Source organism: Agarivorans sp. TSD2052 (assembly GCF_023238625.1).
Lineage (GTDB): Bacteria > Pseudomonadota > Gammaproteobacteria > Enterobacterales > Celerinatantimonadaceae > Agarivorans.
This window is the reverse complement of record NZ_CP096670.1, coordinates 4,521,257-4,543,069: the sequence shown is the minus strand read 5'-3', so window position 1 is coordinate 4,543,069 and position 21,813 is coordinate 4,521,257. Positions and strand designations below refer to the sequence as shown.

Genomic DNA, 21,813 nt, shown 5'->3' with positions numbered 1-21,813 from the left:
GTAAAATATAAAGGCTAGCTAATTTTTAGTGGGCAGATGATTTTATCTAGCCAAAGCTAGAGTTGTGCGTGGTTAGCTGCTATTAGTTAAGCGTGTAAATCAACAAATAACAGTAAGGCTTATTGGAGGCGGTAATGCTAAAGGATGGTTTTGGACACTTAGGCACGATTAAACTGATTGTGTTGTTGTTCTGTTCATGTATTTTTTCGGCTTATGCGGTCGATTCTGGTGGTGACCAAGCGCAAATGTTGCTGGACAAATATCAGCGTCAGCAACAACGTATAGAGAGAATTCAAGCGAGTCAAAATCAAGTATCAAGCATCGAGCAGGCAGCCTTATCTTATCGTTTATTAGAAAGGCACCTTTCTGCGTTTGATACCATAGATCAACTATCTAAATACCTTATCGAACAAAAATCATTGGGCTTAGCTACTGATCAAACGGTGTTAGCTCAGCTTGAAGTGATTATAGAAAAAAATAATAAAGAGTTAGTTAAGGCGATTGATAAGAAACAATTGCTGTTTAACCAAGCCTATGCCAGTGAAGAAGCTGATAGCGTAGGAGCCTTTCAGCTGTATGCTGAGCATCTTGCTAGTTCTGATGTTATTTACTCTGCGATGGTGCAGCAAGTTAACAATCAACAAGCTTTGGGGTTTGATGTTGATACGGAGAAAGATTACCTAATCAACCACCTTTATAGCCGAGCTGAATCATTCTCTGGCATGGTAGGTTTAGTGGGGAAAAAGCGTGAAGAGTTAGCAAAGCTAATCAAAATCACCCCTGATGACCAAGCCCTTAAAGATCAACTCGCAGTTGTGACTGAGCGACTCGCCGTCGCGGGGCTTAGTTTTAAATTGACGGTAGATTTTTTGACTCAACTAGGTTTTGACTCGTCGTTCTATCAGCAAACCCTACTGAAATTGGGTGGCCAAATTACCACCGACGTCTTGGATGTCAACATACTGGGAGGCATTGCCAAACGTTGGGTTGAGCGTTTAACTGAATATTTTGTTGATCATGGTGGAGAGTGGATATTTAAGCTGATTTTGCTGGTGGGTATTTATTATCTGTTCCGCTCTTTATCGCGTTTAGTTCGTAAGTTGATGACCAAGAGTTTAGATTCATCGAAACTTAATTTATCTTCTTTAATGAAAGATATGATTATTTCTTCAGTGGCGCGAGTGGTTATTATCATAGGTATTTTGTTTGCCTTGGCTCAGGTGGGCATTTCTCTGGCGCCTATTTTGGCTGGTTTAGGTGTGGCTGGTTTCATTATCGGTTTTGCTTTGCAAGATACGTTAGGTAATTTTGCCGCAGGTATGATGATTCTTATCTATCGTCCTTATGATGTGGGAGACATGGTTGAAGTGGGTGGCGGTGTATTTGGTAAGGTGAAGAGCATGAACCTTGTTTCAACCACTATTTTAACCATCGATAATCAAACCTTGGTGATTCCCAATAGCAAAATTTGGGGGGATGTGATTAAAAATGTTACTGCTCAAAAATTGCGTCGTGTCGACCTAATATTTGGTATCGGCTATTCCGATGATATTGAGAAAACCGAGGCGGTACTAATGGAGCTGTTAGTGAATCACCCTCTTGTATTAAACAGTCCTGAGCCAGTGGTTAAACTGCATGTACTAAATGAATCATCGGTTGATTTTATTGTGCGCCCATGGGTAAAAACAGATGATTACTGGGATGTTTACTGGGATATCACGCGAGAAGTGAAAATGCGCTTTGATCGCGATGGTATATCGATTCCTTTCCCGCAGCGCGATGTTCACTTTTATCCGGCAACGGCAGAAGCAGCGCAAATAGAAAAATAAATTTTTGTAGTTATTGGCCGTTAATTGTCGAATATTCAAAAGGCTTATCGTTTTCGATAAGCCTTTTGCTTAACTAGCATTACAACAACGCGGTTTATAACTGGAAAATTTGGCCAAAGTCAGTAAAATAGCGCTTCATTTTTGAACAGAGCTTGTTGTAGTTACGTGAGTCGAGAACGTGCCTTAGAAAAAATTGCAAAGTGTTTAGAACTGGGTAATTCCTCAAACGTTCATGAGGCTGCTCAGGCTATTCGCATGGCTCATCGTTTAATGCTGAAGCATGGTTTAGACCAAGCTGATATAGAGCTTATTCAGATGGGGAAAACATCAACTCAAACTCTGTTACCAGCCAGTGTAAGCGAAAACATATTACGCATTATTAGAGGCATTAACTCTAAGTTTGGCGTAGAAGCTGTGCTGGTTAACCACAAAGGCTTAAAGCGCGCTGAATTCGTCGGTTTAGCGGAGCGGGCAGTATTTGCCGCTTTTGCATTTGATATTGTTTACCGAGAAATGAATCAACAGGTTGGGTCGTTCCGCAATAGTTTTGCGGGTTCGGGGACCGACAGTGTCACCCTCGCTCGACGTGTTTCTTCTTACACCGCGGGTTGGTTAGAAGGGGCTCTAGAAAAACTGCCAGATTTAACTAAAGATGGCCGTAATGAGCATATGGATGATTATCTAGATGAGATGTTTGAAAAGCTAGATAGAGAAACGTTTAAAGCTAAAATTAAGGCTTCTATGGGTCAGTTAACACCAGATTTTCAAACTGGCATAAAAAAAGGTCGCAAGTTATCTGTTAACCGCCCGGTTGAAGGTACCCGTACGGCCGGCTTATTACGCCGTTAAAAAGCTACTACAACTAATTAATGATTCGATAACGGTATTTATGTAGCCTTTGATAGAGTCACTTACGGCACCAATTTGAATTAATAAGTGACTCTAATTGCTGTGTTTAACTTACCTTAAGTATCTTACTGGTATTGGTATGGCCGGTTTGGTCAAACACATCACCGTGAGTCAAAATCACCAAATCCCCTTTATTTAGGTAGCCCTGTTCTTTCAATAAATTGATCGCGCTATTGGATACCGAAATAATATCCTCGTTGGCCTCTTCAAAATAGATGGGGTACACCCCTCTATATAGTGCACAACGGCTTAATGTCGTGTGATGGCGAGACATAGAGAAAATAGGCAAGCCACTACTTAGGCGTGACATAAGCAGCGGGGTACTGCCCGACTCGGTTAAGGCGATAATCGCTTTCATGCCTTTCATGTGGTTAGCCGCAAACATGGTACTCATGGCTACCGTTTCTGAAATGCTCTCAAAGATATCGTTAATTCGGTATTTTGATACGTTAATGCTGCGTTGTTTTTCTGCGCCAACACATACCGATGCCATCGCTTGTACTGTTTCGATGGGATATTGGCCCGCTGCCGTTTCACCTGAAAGCATAACCGCATCGGTGCCATCTAATACCGCATTGGCAACATCCATGACTTCAGCGCGGGTAGGCATTGGCGCGCTAATCATCGATTCCATCATCTGAGTGGCAGTAATCACTGCGCGATTATATTTGCGGGTTAAGCGAATCAAGGTTTTCTGTACGCCAACCAGCTCGGCGTCACCAATTTCTACCCCTAAGTCACCACGCGCTACCATCACCGCATCTGAAGCTTTAATAATGTCGATCATCGCTTCTTCGGTGGCCACCGTTTCGGCGCGCTCTACTTTTGCTACCAGTTTCGTGGCAAGGCCAGCTTGTTGGGTAAGTCGACGCGCATAGTGCATGTCTTCACCGCTGTTAGGAAAAGACACTGCCAGGTAATCCACTTTTATTTGAGCTGCAGTCAGTATGTCGGCTTTGTCTTTAGCGGTTAAAGCGGCAGCTGAAAGCCCGCCACCTAATTTATTGATGCCTTTGTTGTTTGACAGTATTCCACCAATGGTTACCTCGGTGGTCACTTGGTTACCGTTTACGGCCACCACTTTTAGTTGAATACGACCATCATCAAGCAACAAAGTATCGCCAGGCTCTACGTCGTTCGGCAGGTGTTTGTAATCTAAACCAACCTGTTTTTCATCCCCTAAACCTTTACCAAGGTCACTGTCTAGCAAAAAGCTATCGCCCACATTGAGCTTCACTTTGCCGTCTTTAAAGGTAGAAACGCGAATTTTAGGCCCTTGAAGGTCACCGAGAATAGCAATATGCAGTTTATGCTTGGCAGCGAGTTCACGCACTTTAGCCGCACGAGCCAGATGATCTTCTGCAGAGCCATGAGAAAAGTTGAGACGCACCATATTTGCGCCGCTGAGTATTAATTGTTCCAGAACATCATCACGATCGGTGGCGGGGCCTAAGGTGGTAACTATTTTGGTGCGTCTTAGCATATTAATTGTCCTTAAAATGAAGTTAGTAATCTGTCAAATTCTTTACTTGCTGTTTTAATTATATGTAAATCAGCTTGTCTCTTGGTTTTTTTTTATCTCTCAAGTACATTGCCCCTTAGGGATTACATTTGCTGTGAGGTAGAAGATGAAACAAGCAATATTGGCAGAGATGAAAGTACTGCCAGAGATTGATCCGGAATATGAAGTGGCCCGCCGCATTGATTTCATCAAAGCGCGTCTACAACAAGCCGGTTTAAAAACGTTAGTATTGGGAATTAGTGGTGGCGTTGACTCTACCACTACTGGGCGTTTAGCTCAGTTAGCGGTAGAACAGCTAAATGAACAAACTAACAGCCAAGACTATCGCTTTATTGCCATGCGTCTACCTTATGGCGAGCAAAAAGATGAAGCTGATGCGCAGCTCGCACTTGGATTTATTAAACCATCTTATATTGTTACCACCAATATTAAGGATGGTACAGAAGGATTGCATCAAAGTGCTAGCTCAAGCTTGCAAGCTGCAGGCTTAGCCATACCAGAGCAAGCTGCGGTAGATTTTGCTAAGGGTAATGTTAAAGCAAGAATGAGAATGATTGCTCAATACGAAATTGCAGGCCTCACTGGCGCTTTAGTGATTGGTACAGATCACTCGGCAGAGAACTTAACCGGCTTTTACACTAAGCATGGCGACGGCGCTTGTGATTTAGCCCCCATTTTTGGCTTGAACAAACGTCAGGTTCGTCAAGTGGCTGGCTATTTAGGGGCGCCTGAACCCCTAATTGGCAAAGCGCCAACGGCAGACTTAGAGGAAGATCGCCCACAACTACCCGATGAGGTCGCTTTAGGTGTAACTTACGACCAAATAGATGACTTTCTCGAAGGTAAAACGGTTGATAGCGCCGTTGAGCAAAAACTGATAGCGATCTATCAGCGTACTCAACACAAGCGTCAGGCTATTCCCACTATCTACGATTGAGGCTAATCGGTTTATCTATGCCGAACTGATTAGGGTTCGGCTTTGTTTGATCTGCATCCTATATTGTTATTGATACATGTTGTCTAATTGCAGCCGAATTTTTTGAGGAATCGACATTGGGCAACACCATCATTTTTAGTCTCGATCTATTTGGTACTGCGGTTTTTGCTATCTCAGGTGTATTGATAGCTAGCCGCAGAAAAATGGATTTGTTTGGCGCTTTAGTCCTGGCCTGCGTTACTGCAATTGGGGGGGGCACTATCCGAGATATGGCGCTAGGAGTTAGCCCGGTCTTTTGGGTCGAGAATGGTTGGTATCTATGGGTAATATTGATAGCAAGCTTAAGCGCAGTATTGTTGTTGAATAATTTTCCTACGCCGCCTCGTTGGTTATTGCCCGTCGCTGATGCGGTTGGTATGGCAGTGTTTATGGCGATAGGTGCTGATAAAGCGTTGCAAGCGGGGGCGCCAATGATTGTCGCCGTTACGATGGGGGTAATTACCGCCTGCGGAGGTGGGATGATCCGCGACGTGCTGGCCAATCAGGTTCCTTTAGTATTGCAACGAGAAGTTTATGCGACGGCGTGCATTGTCGGTGGCTTGGTGTGGGTTGCAGCCATTCATCTTGGTTTTTCTACTACGGTAGTTACCGCTAGTTGCATCATCACCGCGCTAACTATTCGTTTGGTGGCTATTCGCTATCACTTATCTTTGCCCAAATTGTCTAAAAATCGTTAATAAACCACTAACTCTGCAAGCCGTGTGCGAGATCTCTTACATGAGTGTGCGCGATAGACGTAGTATGAACACAAAATTTTTATTAATAATTATATTATTCAATGGTTTACGAATTCATTAATATTTTTTTCAAAATAAATGAAACTTTTTTTGAAATGCTGCTTTCTCTAAAATTTAAAATACGTATAGTTAGTTCTGCACGGAGGCACTGACGTTTATCAGGAAGATATACGTAGCAGGAGCTAAAAAGGACAGCTACAGGATGTAGCAAAAGGACACCTCCTAGGAAGGAGACGTGCAACTGGTATGGATAACCGGTTATGCCATAGAAGGCTAAAGGACAGCTCAAAGGATTTGAGAAAAGGATAACTACAGGAAGTAGTAACACAGTCAAAAAGGATTGCAGGGAGCAACTACCCGTTCACGGACTTGAGCGATATGACTACTAGGGGCGACACGTAAGTGTCGCCCCGACCTTTTTCTAGACCCAGCCATGTGCTGGGTTTTTTATTGTTTAAATGTCACCGATTGTTTTAAGTGATGCTGATGCTGATGCTGAAACTGAATACGTCCTATTTAGATTTTTATCCTTTATAAGTGACTATCAGTAGACTAATTATTGATTGTAGTGGGGTAAGCCTAGAAGGTTATTTGGCGATCAACCTGAAGTAGTGTGAGAGATCGGCCATCTAAATATGCCGATAAGTCTCTTTGTTTGTCAGGCTTGATCGTTTTTTATTATTACTATTCAGAGTGTTAACTGTGATTACCTCTTAAGTAATAGCGTTGGGCGGATATTTTTATTTTTGTCTTACTGGGCTTTTATTTGGATAAGCGTAAAGTACTAACCATCAGGACGAGACAAGAATTCAGGAAGAATTAGGCAGGACGCCAAGGTATTAGGATGCACCGCTCAGGAAGAGCAGGCTTATCAAGGTCGATGAGTTTAGGATGTCAGCATAGGATTGTTAGAAAGCAAAGTACCAACAGCTTCAGGATGAAGTAAAGGATACCTCCAGGATGGAGAGAGCAAGTGTTTAGGATGAACGCTTATGCCATAGATGGCTAAAGGATAGCCCAAAGGATTTGGGAAGAGGAAACACTACGGATAGGTGTGAAACAGTCTAAAAAGGATTGCAAGGAGCAACTAACGTTCATGGACCAGAGCGATAAGACTACTTTAAGGGCGACACTTCGGTGTCGCCCTTTTCTTTTTGGCGATTGGCCTTCCTGGCGCAAACGTACCTGTATTACGGTGTTTTATGCATACTTTTCGATGTCGGCAGTTATTTGGCTTGAATAACTAGGTTTATTTAGATTTTTATCTTGCTGGTGACTGGTTTACTACTGCTTTATTCGCCCAGCGTCTTGTGAGAGATCCGCCCTGATTGCGTGGGGCTATGTCAGCGAAAATCAAATTGAATTTAAATTTAATTGTTTAATTTCAATCGTTTATATTTAATCGCTGATCAGCGAAGAATAAAAAGTGAAATTATTTACTATTTGCTACTGGGATAGTAAAAGCAAAAGCGTAAAGTACTACCCATCAGGACGAGCCAAGGCTTAGGAAGAGTCAGGGCAAGATGCCACGGTATTTAGGATGCACCGCTCAGGAAGAGCAGGCTTATCAAGGTAGATGAGCTAGGAAATCAGCATAGGATTGCTTGAGAGCAGCATACCCAACAGCTTCAGGATGAAGTAAAGGACACCTCCAGGATGGAGAGAGCAAGTGTTTAGGATGAACGCTTATGCCAAAGAAGGCTAAAGGATAGCCCAAAGGATTTGGGAAGAGGAAACACTACGGATAGGTGTGAAACAGTCTAAAAAGGATTGCAAGGAGCAACTAACGTTCATGGACCAGAGCGATAAGACTACTTTAAGGGCGACACTTCGGTGTCGCCCTTTTCTTTTTGGCGATTGGCCTTCCTGGCGCAAACGTACCTGTATTACGGTGTTTTATGCATACTTTTCGATGTCGGCAGTTATTTGGCTTGAATAACTAGGTTTATTTAGATTTTTATCTTGCTGGTGACTGGTTTACTACTGCTTTATTCGCCCAGCGTCTTGTGAGAGATCCGCCCTGATTGCGTGGGGCTATGTCAGCGAAAATCAAATTGAATTTAAATTTAATTGTTTAATTTCAATCGTTTATATTTAATCGCTGATCAGCGAAGAATAAAAAGTGAAATTATTTACTATTTGCTACTGGGATAGTAAAAGCAAAAGCGTAAAGTACTACCCATCAGGACGAGCCAAGGCTTAGGAAGAGTCAGGGCAAGATGCCACGGTATTTAGGATGCACCGCTCAGGAAGAGCAGGCTTATCAAGGTAGATGAGCTAGGAAATCAGCATAGGATTGCTTGAGAGCAGCATACCCAACAGCTTCAGGATGAAGTAAAGGACACCTCCAGGATGGAGAGAGCAAGTGTTTAGGATGAACGCTTATGCCAAAGAAGGCTAAAGGATAGCCCAAAGGATTTGGGAAGAGGAAACACTACGGATAGGTGTGAAACAGTCTAAAAAGGATTGCAAGGAGCAACTAACGTTCATGGACCAGAGCGATAAGACTACTTTAAGGGCGACACTTCGGTGTCGCCCTTTTCTTTTTCTCGCCTAAAAAACAGCGATATCGCTGATTGAGCAATAGCCTCTATTTCAAGCCCTCGGTTGATCGATGAATTACAGATTTTAGCTATCTCTTGGTGTTTTTGTTGGTTAACTTTATTTTCCGTGAAGCTTTGTACTGTTGTTAAGTCTAATTCTTTTACTTTATATGCCCGAAGCGATGTGAGAGATCAGCCCGACTTCCATTGAGTAATATCACTTATTTTTTAGATAGGTTTAAATTTAATTGTTATTTTTCAGTTTGTTGAAGCTTTTGGTGTTTATGTAGGTATGAAAAACTGAATTTATTTACTATTTGCTACTGGGATAGCAAAAGCAAAAGCGTAAAGTACTACCCATCAGGACGAGCCAAGGCTTAGGAAGAGTCAGGGCAAGATGCCAAGGTATTTAGGATGCACCGCTCAGGAAGAGCAGGCTTATCAAGGTAGATGAGCTAGGAAATCAGCATAGGATTGCTTGAGAGCAGCATACCCAACAGCTTCAGGATGAAGTAAAGGACACCTCCAGGATGGAGAGAGCAAGTGTTTAGGATGAACGCTTATGCCAAAGAAGGCTAAAGGATAGCCCAAAGGATTTGGGAAGAGGAAACACTACGGATAGGTGTGAAACAGTCAAAAAGGATTGCAGGGAGCAATTAACGTTCATGGACCAGAGCGATATGACTACTAAAAAGGGCGATACTTCGGTATCGCCCTTTTTTAATGTTGGCTGCGCCACCAACGTTTTTGAGCCATAAGGTAAGAGAGTATGGCTAAGCTCGCTAAACCAGCAAGGGTATGAGCTGCGATGTTGGCTAAAAAGATAACTTTACTGTTTCCCCACAGTGCACCCAAGTAAATAGCAGGCAACATAAATCCAAATAACCTGACTAAGTTAATCGCCATTGCTAAGATTGGCTTAGCTAAGGCATTTAAGGTTTGCGCTAACAACAATGGTACGGCCATCATGCCATAACAAAATGGCACTAATTGCAGATAAAACTGACTCAGTTCGGCGACTTCGGCATCATGATTTAAACTATGGCTGATCACTGGGGCCAATAGATACATCAGCAATGCCAGTATTAACTGCCAAATTACCGCTAAACGGATCCCATGGTGCACGATTTGTTGGGCACGATCAGCTTGCCCTGCCCCGACGTTTTGGCCAACTAACATCGGGATCACCGAGTTTATTGCCATCACTCCAATTAATAGAAGGGCCTCCACCCGAGTGGCAAAACCGTAGGCGGCCACGGTAGCAGTACCAAAGCTTGCGAGAATAAGCAGAGTAATCGCTGTGGCTATCGGAGTTAGAAGCTGAGAAAACACGGCGGGTAGCGCAATAGACAACAGCTTCTGCCATGAGCTAATTAACAGACGAAGTGAACAAAGCTTGAACACTAACAGTTTAAGTCTAAATATCAGTAAATAAAGAGCCACTACAAAGGTTAAAGCCCAGGCAATGGCGGTTGCGAGTGCCGCCCCTTGAACCCCCATAGTGGGGATCGGGCCCCAACCAAAAATCAAAATAGGGTCTAGAATTCCGTTTACCAAGCCGGCAACTAACATCACCACGCTTGGTGTTTTACTATCACCACTGGCTCGTATTGCGCTATTGCCAACCATTGGCACCACCAGCAGCGGCACCGACAGATACCAAATTTGCATATACTGTTCGATATAAGGCATTACCGGTAATTCAGCACCTAAGTGGGTAAAAAGAGGATATATGCTGACATACCCTAACCCTGCTATAGCCATAACTAACAGTAAACTAAGTAATAAACCATGGCTGGTAAGCTGAGCGGCTTGTTGTTTTTGCTGAGCTCCCAGTAAACGGCCCACATGGGATGACAAGCCAATCCCCAAGCCCATAGCCACGCTAGTAATGGCAAAGGTAATAGGAAAAGTAAAAGATACGCCTGCTAATGCATCAGTGCCCAGCATGGCAACAAAAAACGTATCAACCAAGTTAAAGAAGATGATCGAAAATATCCCAACTAAACTGGGTAATGCTTTATTGATAATGAGTGGCGTGATGGGGGCATCAAGCAATTGTTGGCGTTGTTGTTCCATCAATAATACGCTGAGAAAACCTGCTAACAGTATACGTGGCTAGGCTGTTAAGCGAAAGAATCCTCCTTTAGAACGAAAAACTAGCACTTGTTGTTTAATTTTTAACCATTGTTGTTGTCTTTAAGAGCGGAAAACGGTAAATTGCGCCTTCCTAAATTGCGAGAGTAGTTATGTCTGAGTTTGACAGTATTCGCCCATATCAAGATTCTGAAGTAAAAAGCACAATAAAACGTCTAATTAATGACCCTGAATTTATTACTACTCTAATCAAGTTTCGCTACCCGCGCGCCAGTGGTGCTTTCTTAGCGTTAATGTCATTTGTATTGCGCCAAGTACTTAAGTTTAAAGTGAGAAACGTAGCCAAAGTCTACGACTTCCAAGTCATGGTAGAACGTTACATGACCCACATGGTGAAAACCACCACCTCACAATTAAGTTCTAGCGGTTTAGATAAACTCGATTTAACTAAACCCCATTTGTTTATTTCTAACCACCGTGATATCGCCTTAGACCCCGCTTTTGTTAACTATATTTTGCATAACAATGGCCAAGATACAGTGCAAATTGCCATTGGCGATAATTTGTTAACCAAACCGTGGGTGGCTGATTTAATGCGCCTAAATCGGAGTTTTATCGTAAAGCGTTCTGCAACGGCTAAACGTGAAAAACTGGCTAACCTCAAAGAGCTATCGGCCTATATTCAGCATACGCTAAACGTCACGGGTGACCATATTTGGATCGCTCAGCGTGAAGGTCGTGCTAAAGATGGATTAGACCTCACTAATTCAGCACTTATCTCTATGTTGGCCTTAAATAAACCAAAAGATCAAAGCTTTGCAGACTATCTTAATCAATTAAGCATTGTGCCAGTGTCTATTTCTTATGAGTTTGACCCTTGTGATGTCGCTAAGGCGAATGAACTGGTATCGCAAAACCAACACGGCGAGTATTTAAAACAAGAGCACGAAGATATCTACAGTATTTCTCGGGGTATTGTTGGCCAAAAAGGCCGTGTGCACGTTCATTTTGCTGAGGCGCTAAGCGGCGAGTTTGAAAACGCGAAGGGCGTCGCCGAAGCCTTAGACAAAGCGATCATTGGCAATTACCAATTAATGCCCACGAACTGGTTAGCATTAGGGGATGCTATTCCGGAAAGTATCTCAGCCACTGACCTGGCCGATGCTAAGCGCTACTTTGAAGCAAAGACTCGCGATATTAGTGCAGAGGTCCGATCTCAACTGTACGCAATGTATGCAAACCCAGTTAAGGCACGCCAGCAACTATCTGATTAATGGTTGTTTTGTAGTTTTATTTAAATTTGGCACTGTAGCTGCATACTCCTTAATAGGTATATAATTAAGGGGTATGTTATGTTTCGTACTAAAACCAGCCAAACTATTTCTAATGTATTAGCTGATCAAGATAAGCTTGAGCAGTTACTTTCACTGATGTTGCCCGACGAGTTAGCGCAGCTAGAACAGATGGGATCATCTAAAGGCCGAAGAAAGCGCTATGCTAGCGGCCGTTCGCATTCAATTTCGGCTAAATTATAATCATCTTTGGTTAATAAATTTGCTGTCTAATGGTCTTATACTGATAAACTATAATGAAAGAGCCAACTAATAGGCTCTAACATTTCAGTTTCCACATTAATAAGACAGCAAATAAAATATGGTAATTCAAACCCAAGCGGGCAGTTCCTTTCCTCTCGGCGCTACCTATCAAGGTACAGGCGTAAATTTCAGTATATTTTCTAAGAATGCTACAGCAGTTAAGCTGCTGTTATTTAAGGAAGTAAATTCGCGAAAACCGTTCGCAGAGATCCCTCTCAACTCTACCTTTAATCGTACCGATCACTACTGGCATATCTTTGTAGAAGATTTAGAGGTCGGCACCTTATACGGCTTTCAAGTAGAAGGCCCTTGGCAGCCTGAGCGAGGTTTACGTTTTGATCCGAGTAAAGTGTTGCTCGACCCTTATGCCAAAGTAACCCATTTTCCCGATAATTATTTGCGTCAAGTGGCTGCTCGCCATGGTCATGTTAATACCGATCAGTGTATAAAAGCTGCGGTAGTTGATTTGCGTGGCTTTGATTGGCAAGGTACTCGGCCTATTAAGCGTTCGCTGCAAGATACCGTAATTTATGAGTTGCATGTGGCTGGCTTTACTAAGCATCCCTCATCAGGAGTGGCTGAGCATAAACGCGGAACTTACGCCGGTGTTATCGAAAAAATCCCTTACCTTAAAGAATTAGGGATCACCGCTGTTGAGTTGATGCCGATACAACAATTTGATCTACAAGACGCTCCCTTAGGCAAAAATAACTACTGGGGTTACAGCCCGATTAGTTTTTTCTCACCTCATAATGCGTATAGCTCTGATAAAAGTGTTTGTGGGGTATTTAATGAATTTAGAACCATGGTGCGCGAGCTTCACAAAGCCGGCATTGAGGTGATTCTTGATGTGGTATTTAACCATACCGCAGAGGGAGGCCATGATGGTCCAACCCTCAGCTTAAAAGGCCTACAAAACGACACCTATTACATTCTAGAAAACGAAAAACGTTGGTACAGTAACTATTCGGGTTGTGGCAATACTTGTAATGCTAACCACTCGGTTATGCGCAGAATGATTCGTGATTCGCTGCGTTTCTGGGTGAACGAAATGCATGTAGATGGCTTCCGTTTTGATTTAGCATCAGTGTTGGCGCGTGATTCGCAAGGTCATGTCATGAAAGAGCCGCCATTGTTATGGTCGATAGACTCAGACCCTTCTTTAGCGGGCACAAAAATTATTGCCGAAGCATGGGACGCCGCAGGCCTCTATCAAGTCGGTGAGTTTGTGGGTGACCGTTGGAATGAGTGGAATGGTAAATTCCGCGATGATGTCAGATCATTTTTCCGTGGAGATACCGGCGTTACAGGTAAGTTTGGTTCTCGTTTATTGGGTAGCCCAGACATTTACTACAAAGAAAACCATTCGCCACAACGCTCGGTAAACTTGGTCACTGCGCATGATGGTTTCACTTTAAATGACTTGGTCAGTTATAACGACAAACACAATTTAGATAATGGTGAAAATAATCGCGATGGTGACAACCACAACATTAGTTATAACCATGGTGTAGAAGGGCCAACCCTTAACCCTAAGGTGAATGACCTACGCGAACAGCAAATGAAGAACTTCTTCACCACCTTGTTGCTGTCTTTAGGCACCCCAATGATTACCATGGGCGATGAAGTTAAACGTACTCAAAATGGTAATAACAATGCTTATTGTCAAGACAATGAAACCTCTTGGTTTGATTGGACCTTAGTAGACAAAAACCAAGATTTGCTGCGCTTTGTACGAGAGCTCATTAAACTACGTTTATACGATGATGTGTTAGAAGAGAAAATTCATTTATCGCTGTCTGATGTTATTCACGATGCCAATATTGAATGGCACGGGGTTAAACAAGGTCAACCTGATTGGTCTGAAGAGAGCCACTCTATTGCGGTCACCTTTTTAGACCCTTACTCAAAAGATCGCATGTACATGGTGTTTAACTCTTATTGGGAAGAACTAGAGTTTGAAGCACCGATGATTGAAGGGCATTGGTTTACCTTGGTAAATACTGCCGCTAAACCGCCAGCCGATGTCTATGATTTTAAAACGGCGCCGATGTTAGAGACCACCTCGGTAAAAGTGGCGGCACGTTCAGTGATGATTTTTGTGGCTAATCCACAAATTGAAAATAGGTTTGAACGTTCTATCACCTAATTAAGAGACATTATGTGAAGTGGCTGTGCACTGCATAGCCCAAGATGAAGGGGTAGCGTGGGGATAGATAAACACGCTACCTAACATCACTACCAATAATAAAATGCGTGAACCCAATGATATAACAGCCATTTGTATTTCCTCTTTGCCTCCGTCCTTGTCATAGTATTTAAAATGTAAGTTTCAGTTTATTTGAAGGCCACATCCAGTAAAAGTTTCAACTTTTTAACTATTTACGGATTTTTATTTGATAAAAGTGACCTTTGTTGGGTTTTTAGACTGTCTATGTGAAACCTTATCGTTCGTTAAAAGTCAATTTACCCCTTTTTTCTGTGGATAATAGCCTTGTATTAAGCGCAGGTTAATCATCTCTGGTTGTCTACCTAGATGACTTATCTAGCCTTTAATGACTAATAAACACTTAATGTCGCAAACGATTAGGATGACTTATGTTGAGCTTACAACAACGCGTAAAAACAATACGTAAACGAACGGCTGTGGTGCGCACAATGGCGGCCACCGTTGTTTGTTTACTATTTTTAAGCTTCACCATAGAGGCCCGAGAGATGGTGATAACGGCTAAGCAACCGCTTGTAGGGTCTAGCGCTAGCTTTACACTGTAGCGCCTAAAATAAACCTAACTGGGCCCCGGTGATTTGCTCAAAATCTAAGTTAATAAAGGGCAAAATGGCATCGGCAATCGGTTGTAATTGCTTGTCTAGGTAATGCTGGTAATCAAGCTGGCTGGTGGTATTGGTGATAGGCTCTGGCCCATTAATGGTCATTAGGTAAGCAATACTGCCTTTGTTTTGGTATTGCAGCGGTTTACCCAAAGCTTGATTATGTTGGTCGGCGAGGCGTGCAGCCCTAACTTGTGGCGGCACGTTTTTTACGTACTCATCAAGCTTACGGCGCAAACGCTTGCGGTAGATCAGTTGTTGGTCGTATTCACCCGCCAACAACTTAGCCACGGTATCTAAAACAAATTGGCGCGGGTCTTGGTCAGAGAACAGGCGGTCTAACAAGCCTGTTTGAAAAATCTTGGCCAACTCGCTCCAATCTGAGCGCACGGTTTCTAGGCCTTTAATGACCAATTGGTTTTGTGCGGTTAAACCTGCATAGCGTTTTTTGCTGCCGGTTTCTGAGCCGCGAATAGTGGGCATTAAAAAACGTGAAAAATGGGTTTCAAACTCAATTTCTAAATGGCTTTCTAGCTGCATCTCATTGGCTAGTTTTTGTTGCCAGAAAAGATTGATCCCCTCTGCGAGCTGCTGGCCTATTGCATTTACCTCATCATTACTAAGGCTCTGTTTTAGCCAGACAAAGGTAGAATCGGTATCGCCATAAATAACTTCATGGCCTTGTTCGGTGATCCAGTCGGCGGTTTGCTGCATCAACTGGTGGCCGCGCATGGTAATAGAACTCGCCAAGCGCGGGTCGTGAAAACGACAGCCGGTAGAGCCAAGTACCCCATAAAAGCTATTCATCAAAATCTTAATCGCCTGTGAGCGGGCTTTGTCCTTATTCGCCTTAGCTTGATCGCGCTGTAACCACAGCTGATTAATAATATCGGGTAAAAAATGTTTATCGCGACTAAATATACCGCCTCTAAAGCCCTCAATGGCATTGTCTGGCTTTGCCAAGCCTTCAATTAAGCCTAAGGGGTCAATTTTAAAAGTGCGAATGATAGAGGGATACAGGCTCTTAAAATCGAGTACCAGTACATTTTTATACAGCCCAGGTTTAGAACTCATTACAAAGCCGCCGGGGCTGTCGGCTACAAAGTCATGGGTAAGGTTAGGGGCGACATAACCGGCTCGGTGTAGCTTAGGCAAATATACATTGGTAAATGCGGCCACCGAACCGCCGCTTCTATCTAGCATTAAGCCAGTAAGCTGCGAGCGTAAGCACAAGTATTCTAGTATTTGGGTATGCTTAAAAATATCTAATACTAGCTTGCAGTCTTCTAAGTTGTAGGCCGCCAGCTGCGGTTTATTATGGGCGAAATTGTGATTAATTTCGGCCATGCGATCGTGTACTTCATCTACCAACTTACCGCGATTTAAAAGCTGTTGAGCCACATTTTCTAAGCTAAAACTATCAAAGTGGTAGGTCGCTGATTTTAGTGAATCTATACCATCCACCACCACCCGCCCGGGGATGCTTATAAAGCCAATATGGGGATTATCGTGGCGCTCTCGCCAGCGCGCTGTTGCTTGCTCGCGGCCAATGGCCAGTTTTAGCCCATGTAAGGCGGCACGTTTAACCAACAATCTAAAATCAAAATTGATGACATTCCAACCAATTATGATGTCCGGGTCGAGGTTTTGAAACTCTACTTCTAATTGTTTTAATAGTGCGTACTCATTGGCTAGCCAAGTGATTGGCGTGTCGGCGGCTTGCTCTGGGCCGATCATCAATACCCGTTGGTAGTTGTCGCTATATAAACCAATTGAATATAGCTGACCTTTTTCACTGCACTCAATATCTAGCGATAATACCGACAGTTGGGGTGTATATTGCGCCGATTTAATTTTTGCCTGTTGCAAAGCGGGGTAACGAGGGTCATTACTCTGCTGGCCAGTAAACAGCATGCTGCCATAACAAAAGCGTTCAGTAAGAAAACGCTCATGCAGTTTTATGTCGTTTTCAAAACAGCTTAAGCCTGCCTGTTTTAGCTGCTGTGCGGCGTTAAAATGATCGTCTATGCTAGAAAAGTACAAGGCCGAGACGGGCTGGTGCTGAAAGGTTTTTAACTCAAGCGGCTGATGCTTAGATAGTTTTTTGCCTATAACCTCAAGCGCTTCGCTCAGTTCGCTGCTTAGTATAAAAAACACCGGTTGTTGGTCATTCACCTCTAAACGGATCGGACCTTGGTCGCTGGCCAGCCACAACTGAATACAAGCCTGACCTTGGCGATCATAGCTATTAGCGGTAAGTAAAAAACCTTGTCCTTGCCGTTGTTGGCGCGTCACTACTAGGCACTCTTTGGCTGCGATTTCTGCTTGGCAACTTAGCATAAACGCCAGCAACTTAGCCAGTGTAAGCGCTGCTGGCTTACTTTCTTTAGTCGGTTAATTGTGAATAGTGGTTTATGTTGTCAGCCTAATAGACAAGCCCTCATTTTGCTTGCACAGTAGTTAGATACATCGAGCTGGCTGGAGCCACCAATGACAACACAATTTGAACGGATGATCGCAGGCTTAAGCTTTAACCGCTGGGACCAAGACCTAGCCGTTCGGCGCCTCGCTACGCGGCAACTTACCCATCGTTTTAATCTCACTACGCCCGAGCAAGATTCACTGCGAGTAGAGTTGGTGCACGAGCTGTTTGTTGAAGTCGGTAAAAACATCGAGGTATGCCCACCACTCACGGTAGATTATGGCGATACGGTGTTTATTGGCGACGATGTATTCATTAATACTAACTTCACCTTGGTGAACTCGGGAAAAATTACTATTGGTGATCGGGTGATGATTGCGCCCAATGTCAGTTTGTTCTCGATTAACCACGCCTTAGACCCAGAGCTACGTAAAACTTACATTAATCAGCAAGGCGAGCGAGAGGTGATCGACTACCCGGCGCCTATCACCATTGGAGATGACGTATGGATCGGCGGTCATGCAGTGATATTAGCTGGCGTCACGGTGGGCAATGGCTCAGTGGTTGCTGCTGGTGCGGTAGTGACTAAAGATGTACCCGCAGGCGTATTGGTGGGAGGCAATCCGGCTAAGGTGATTCGCGAGATACAAGCGGGTGAAACGGTGCGGGAAGTGCGCGAGTAACTAAACAATCTGACTCTATAACCAATATTTTTTGTACTAAGTTTCAGTAGTTTATGTGGTGGGGATGTTACTTTAATACTCGCTAGTTATGTTCTTCCATGTGCAATCAAAACTGAAATGTGACCTGTTTGTTAACCTATCTACAATATATTGCCAAGAGATAGCTTGACCTATTTTTTAGGAAGTATAATATCGACAAACAAACTTTTTCAAAAACGTTGTTTACTTGTAAATGAAGAAAAAAGTCTATGGCATCGAAACGCCACCAATTCCCCGTGACGATGAATTTTCGAGGATGCCACCTGACCTTTGGTCTCAGGTTGACCCCAAAAAGTGCGGATTTGACTCCAAAGGTAACTATCTCTCATGGGACGAGTTCATCACCCGTCCACCACACTTCAAACAAAATAACCAATCAGCTTGGTACGTGCTGGGTATTCGTCGTAATCTTGAAGTATTTCCCGGCCTCGCGGTCGTCGATGAACAGAACGAGGCTGGGGTTATACAATACAGCCCGTCATCGTTGATGGGGAAGCTACACAAAATTGATCGTTTATCAACGCTCAAGCATTTGCAGCTAGGGGAAAGTAATCGTAATAATTTCTTGTCAGCTAGTTTGGTGATGGAGGAAGCTATCACTAGTGCTCAAATGGAAGGGGCGGCCACTACCCGGCCAGTGGCTAAAGAGATGCTATCAACAGGCAGGAAGCCGCGTGATTTTTCTGAGGAAATGATCTTAAACAATTACCAACTGATGAAGTTTGCCAATAATATGGTAAAAGAACCGTTATCGGTCGAGTTGATTCAAGAGTTCAACCGAGTGGCAACTCAGAATGTGTGCGAAAATGACCACACAGCTGGGATGATCAGAACCACACCTATTGCGGTGGTCGACGAAATGTACGGGGAAACAATTCATACCGCCCCTGAAGCAAAGACTGCTCTCGCTCTATTAATGGTCATGTGCAGCTTTGCCAATGCAGAGCATGAAGACGCCAGCTTCATTCATCCTATCGTTAAAGCTGTCATGCTACATTTTATGGTAGGCTATATTCACCCGTTTGCTGATGGTAATGGCCGGACAGCAAGAGCGTTGTTTTATTGGTATATGCTTAAGTCAGGCTATACTAACTTTCAGTATATTTCGATATCAACGCTACTAAAAGAATCCAAAAGTCGTTATGCCAGAGCTTTTGTTAAAACTGAAGTCGATAGGTTTGATGCGACACATTTTATTGACTTCAACTTAACTATTATTATTCGCTCGCTGGAACATTTCTCTACGTTTTTGCAAAACAAAATAGATGATATTCAAAAGACGCGACTTGATTTATATAAGTCGCCGTACTTCAACGAATTCAAGCTGCCGCATATTACTATCATTCAAAAGGCATTAGACGATCCCGGCCGCGAGTTTACAGTAGTAGCATGTCAGACAGAATTTAATGTCTCCGCTACAGCTGCACGAGCATATCTAGATAAACTAGCCAAACTCGAACTACTTCTTAAGCACCCACTTAAAGGTCGAATGATGGGGTATTTTGCTCCACGTGATTTACGAGAGCGATTAAAGCTAAAATAAAGCTATATCCGAAAAAGTCATGCTTAAGTACAACCCCTCTCTTTTTTTAATGGGGCAACTAGGTAATAAGTTCACGAATATAAGGAGGTGATGTTACATTTTAATTATTTCTTATTACTGTCTCGAAAAAAAGAGCTGGCCTAGGCCAGCTCTTTGCATTTTACGCGTTACTTAAAGCGGAGCTTTATTTCCAGGCTTTAAAGGCGTTAATCAAACCATTGGTTGAGCTATCGTGGCTATCTACTGATTCGCCGTCTTTTAGCTCTGGTAAAATTTGGTTAGCTAGCTGCTTACCTAATTCTACGCCCCATTGGTCGAAGCTGAAGATGTTCCAGATTACGCCTTGTACAAAGATTTTGTGCTCGTACATCGCTACCATGGCACCTAAAGAGTACGGGGTAATTTTCTTAACCAAAATAGAGTTGGTGGGTTTGTTACCAGTGAATACTTTAAACGGAGCAAGTTCAGCAATTTCTTCAGCTGATTTACCTGCTGCCACTAATTCTGCTTCTACAGTTTCGCGTGACTTACCAAAAGCCAAGGCTTCGGTTTGGGCGAAGAAGTTAGACATTAGCTTCGAGTGGTGATCAGACAGTGGGTTGTAGGTTTGCGCTGGTGCAATAAAGTCACAAGGAATCAATTTAGTACCTTGGTGAATCAATTGGTAGAACGCGTGTTGGCCGTTAGTACCCGGTTCACCCCAAATAATTGGGCCCGTTTGGTAATCAACAGGGTTGCCGTTGCGGTCTACACATTTACCGTTTGACTCCATGTCACCCTGCTGGAAGTAAGCAGCAAAGCGGTGCATGTATTGGTCGTAAGGTAAAATAGATACGCTTTCAGCGCCATAGAAGTTGTTGTACCAAATACCTAGCAAGGCCAAGATTACTGGCAAGTTTTGCTCAAGTTCGGTCTCTGCGAAGTGTTTGTCCATGGCGTGAGCGCCATCTAACAACTCAATAAAGTTGTCGTAACCAACAGTTAATGCAACTGAAAGACCAATCGCCGACCAAGAAGAGTAACGGCCGCCTACCCAATCCCAAAACTCAAACATGTTGTCGGTATCAATACCAAACTCTGCTACCGCTTTACCATTAGTAGAGAGTGCTGCGAAGTGCTTCGCTACATGGGCTTCGTCGCTAGCGGCTGCCAAGAACCAATCACGTGCGCTGTGTGCATTGGTCATGGTTTCTTGCGTCGTAAAGGTTTTAGAGGCTACCAAGAACAATGTGGTTTCTGGGTCTACTTGCTTGAGGGTTTCAGCAATGTGAGTGCCGTCTACGTTAGACACGAAGTGGGTCGTAATGTGCTCTAGTTTGTATGCACCTAGGGCTTCAGTAATCATTACTGGGCCAAGGTCTGAACCACCAATACCAATGTTTACAATGCTGCTAATCGCTTTACCGGTGTAGCCTTTCCACTCGCCTGAGTGAATTTTTTGGCAGAAACCTTTCATTTTCTCAAGGACTGCGTTTACACCTGGCATAACGTCTTCGCCATCTACCATCACTGGGGTATTGCTGCGGTTACGTAATGCAGTGTGCAATACGGCGCGGCCTTCAGTTTGGTTGATTTTCTCACCTGAATACATGGCTTTAATTGCACTGTCTAGCTTGGTTTCTTTGGCTAGATCTAACAATTTTTGCATCGTGTCTTCAGTGATGAAGTTTTTTGAGTAATCGAGCAAGATTTGCTCGTTAAACGACACAGAGAAACGATTGAAACGGTCTGAATCAGCGGCGAATAGCTCGCTAAGTTGAACGTTTTTCTGAGCTTCGAAGTGCGCCTGTAGGGCTTTCCAAGCTTGTGTATGTGTTGGGTTTATATTGTCCAGCATTGACCTTGTTCCTTAGATACTTTACCTAGTTGACCGATTTGCAAAATTATTGACCATTACTTGCGGGTAGCACTTTACCCTTTCTAGGAAAAAGGACGCAAGCAATCAGATCAATAATCTATTAAAGCTTGTGCCCTATTTTAGTTAAATTTGACCAATTTGTAGTCTAAATCTTCCTAAAGGGGTAATTTCTCCATAATTTAGCCATGGTTTTTTCTGTTCTAGCACTTG

At 43.3% G+C, this 21,813-nt stretch carries 14 protein-coding genes; 9 read left to right on the top strand and 5 right to left on the bottom strand.

What is annotated here, in order from left to right:
- Window positions 1-134: 134 nt before the first annotated feature.
- Both M0C34_RS20825 and M0C34_RS20820 read left to right on the top strand, forming a co-directional pair.
- Window positions 135-1,829, top strand: a complete 1,695-nt coding sequence (locus tag M0C34_RS20825; protein WP_248713562.1) for a mechanosensitive ion channel family protein — start codon at window positions 135-137, stop codon at window positions 1,827-1,829.
- 165 nt (window positions 1,830-1,994) lie between these two features.
- A complete protein-coding gene (locus M0C34_RS20820; RefSeq protein WP_248713561.1) occupies window positions 1,995-2,678 on the top strand; it encodes a DUF2786 domain-containing protein in 684 nt (227 codons plus the stop codon).
- Window positions 2,679-2,784: 106 nt separating this feature from the next.
- Here M0C34_RS20820 and pyk read toward each other — a convergent pair whose 3' ends face one another.
- The gene (pyk, locus tag M0C34_RS20815; protein WP_248713560.1) at window positions 2,785-4,221 is read right to left on the bottom strand and encodes a pyruvate kinase; all 1,437 of its coding nucleotides are present in this window, start codon (window positions 4,219-4,221) and stop codon (window positions 2,785-2,787) included.
- A 145-nt stretch (window positions 4,222-4,366) separates the two neighbouring features.
- Between pyk and nadE the strand changes: the two genes are divergently transcribed.
- Window positions 4,367-5,197 carry an ammonia-dependent NAD(+) synthetase gene (nadE, locus tag M0C34_RS20810; protein ID WP_248713559.1) on the top strand — a complete coding sequence of 277 codons (831 nt, stop codon included), beginning with the start codon at window positions 4,367-4,369 and terminating at the stop codon, window positions 5,195-5,197.
- A 116-nt stretch (window positions 5,198-5,313) separates the two neighbouring features.
- Window positions 5,314-5,934: a trimeric intracellular cation channel family protein gene (locus M0C34_RS20805; RefSeq protein WP_248713558.1), complete on the top strand. Its 621-nt coding sequence runs from the start codon at window positions 5,314-5,316 to the stop codon at window positions 5,932-5,934.
- Between the two features lie 3,323 nt (window positions 5,935-9,257).
- Here the strand turns inward: M0C34_RS20805 and M0C34_RS20800 are convergent.
- Window positions 9,258-10,616 carry an MATE family efflux transporter gene (locus M0C34_RS20800; RefSeq protein WP_248713557.1) on the bottom strand — a complete coding sequence of 453 codons (1,359 nt, stop codon included), beginning with the start codon at window positions 10,614-10,616 and terminating at the stop codon, window positions 9,258-9,260.
- A gap of 170 nt (window positions 10,617-10,786) precedes the next feature.
- On the opposite strand from M0C34_RS20800, the gene M0C34_RS20795 reads away from it, so the two are divergent.
- The 3 genes from M0C34_RS20795 to glgX all read left to right on the top strand — a co-directional run bounded on the left by M0C34_RS20795 (window position 10,787) and on the right by glgX (window position 14,378).
- Complete coding sequence (locus M0C34_RS20795; RefSeq protein WP_248713556.1) at window positions 10,787-11,908, top strand: 1-acyl-sn-glycerol-3-phosphate acyltransferase; 1,122 nt, start codon at window positions 10,787-10,789, stop codon at window positions 11,906-11,908.
- 78 nt (window positions 11,909-11,986) lie between these two features.
- Entirely contained in the window at window positions 11,987-12,169 is a 183-nt protein-coding gene (locus M0C34_RS20790; RefSeq protein ID WP_248713555.1) for a hypothetical protein, read from the top strand.
- 118 nt (window positions 12,170-12,287) lie between these two features.
- The gene (gene glgX / locus M0C34_RS20785; RefSeq protein WP_248713554.1) at window positions 12,288-14,378 is read left to right on the top strand and encodes a glycogen debranching protein GlgX; all 2,091 of its coding nucleotides are present in this window, start codon (window positions 12,288-12,290) and stop codon (window positions 14,376-14,378) included.
- Here the strand turns inward: glgX and M0C34_RS21225 are convergent, their stop codons facing one another.
- Both M0C34_RS21225 and M0C34_RS20780 read right to left on the bottom strand, forming a co-directional pair.
- On the bottom strand, window positions 14,379-14,510 hold the full coding sequence (locus tag M0C34_RS21225; RefSeq protein ID WP_256469302.1) for a hypothetical protein: 132 nt from the start codon (window positions 14,508-14,510) through the stop codon (window positions 14,379-14,381).
- Between the two features lie 494 nt (window positions 14,511-15,004).
- Window positions 15,005-17,398: a DNA polymerase II gene (locus M0C34_RS20780; protein WP_248713553.1), complete on the bottom strand. Its 2,394-nt coding sequence runs from the start codon at window positions 17,396-17,398 to the stop codon at window positions 15,005-15,007.
- A gap of 150 nt (window positions 17,399-17,548) precedes the next feature.
- Here M0C34_RS20780 and M0C34_RS20775 point away from each other — a divergent pair, with 150 nt between their 5' ends.
- Complete coding sequence (locus M0C34_RS20775; RefSeq protein WP_248713552.1) at window positions 17,549-18,163, top strand: sugar O-acetyltransferase; 615 nt, start codon at window positions 17,549-17,551, stop codon at window positions 18,161-18,163.
- A gap of 232 nt (window positions 18,164-18,395) precedes the next feature.
- Window positions 18,396-19,745 carry a Fic family protein gene (locus M0C34_RS20770; RefSeq protein WP_248713551.1) on the top strand — a complete coding sequence of 450 codons (1,350 nt, stop codon included), beginning with the start codon at window positions 18,396-18,398 and terminating at the stop codon, window positions 19,743-19,745.
- 184 nt (window positions 19,746-19,929) lie between these two features.
- Here the strand turns inward: M0C34_RS20770 and pgi are convergent, their stop codons facing one another.
- On the bottom strand, window positions 19,930-21,582 hold the full coding sequence (pgi, locus tag M0C34_RS20765) for a glucose-6-phosphate isomerase (RefSeq protein WP_248713550.1): 1,653 nt from the start codon (window positions 21,580-21,582) through the stop codon (window positions 19,930-19,932).
- Window positions 21,583-21,813: the final 231 nt, after the last annotated feature.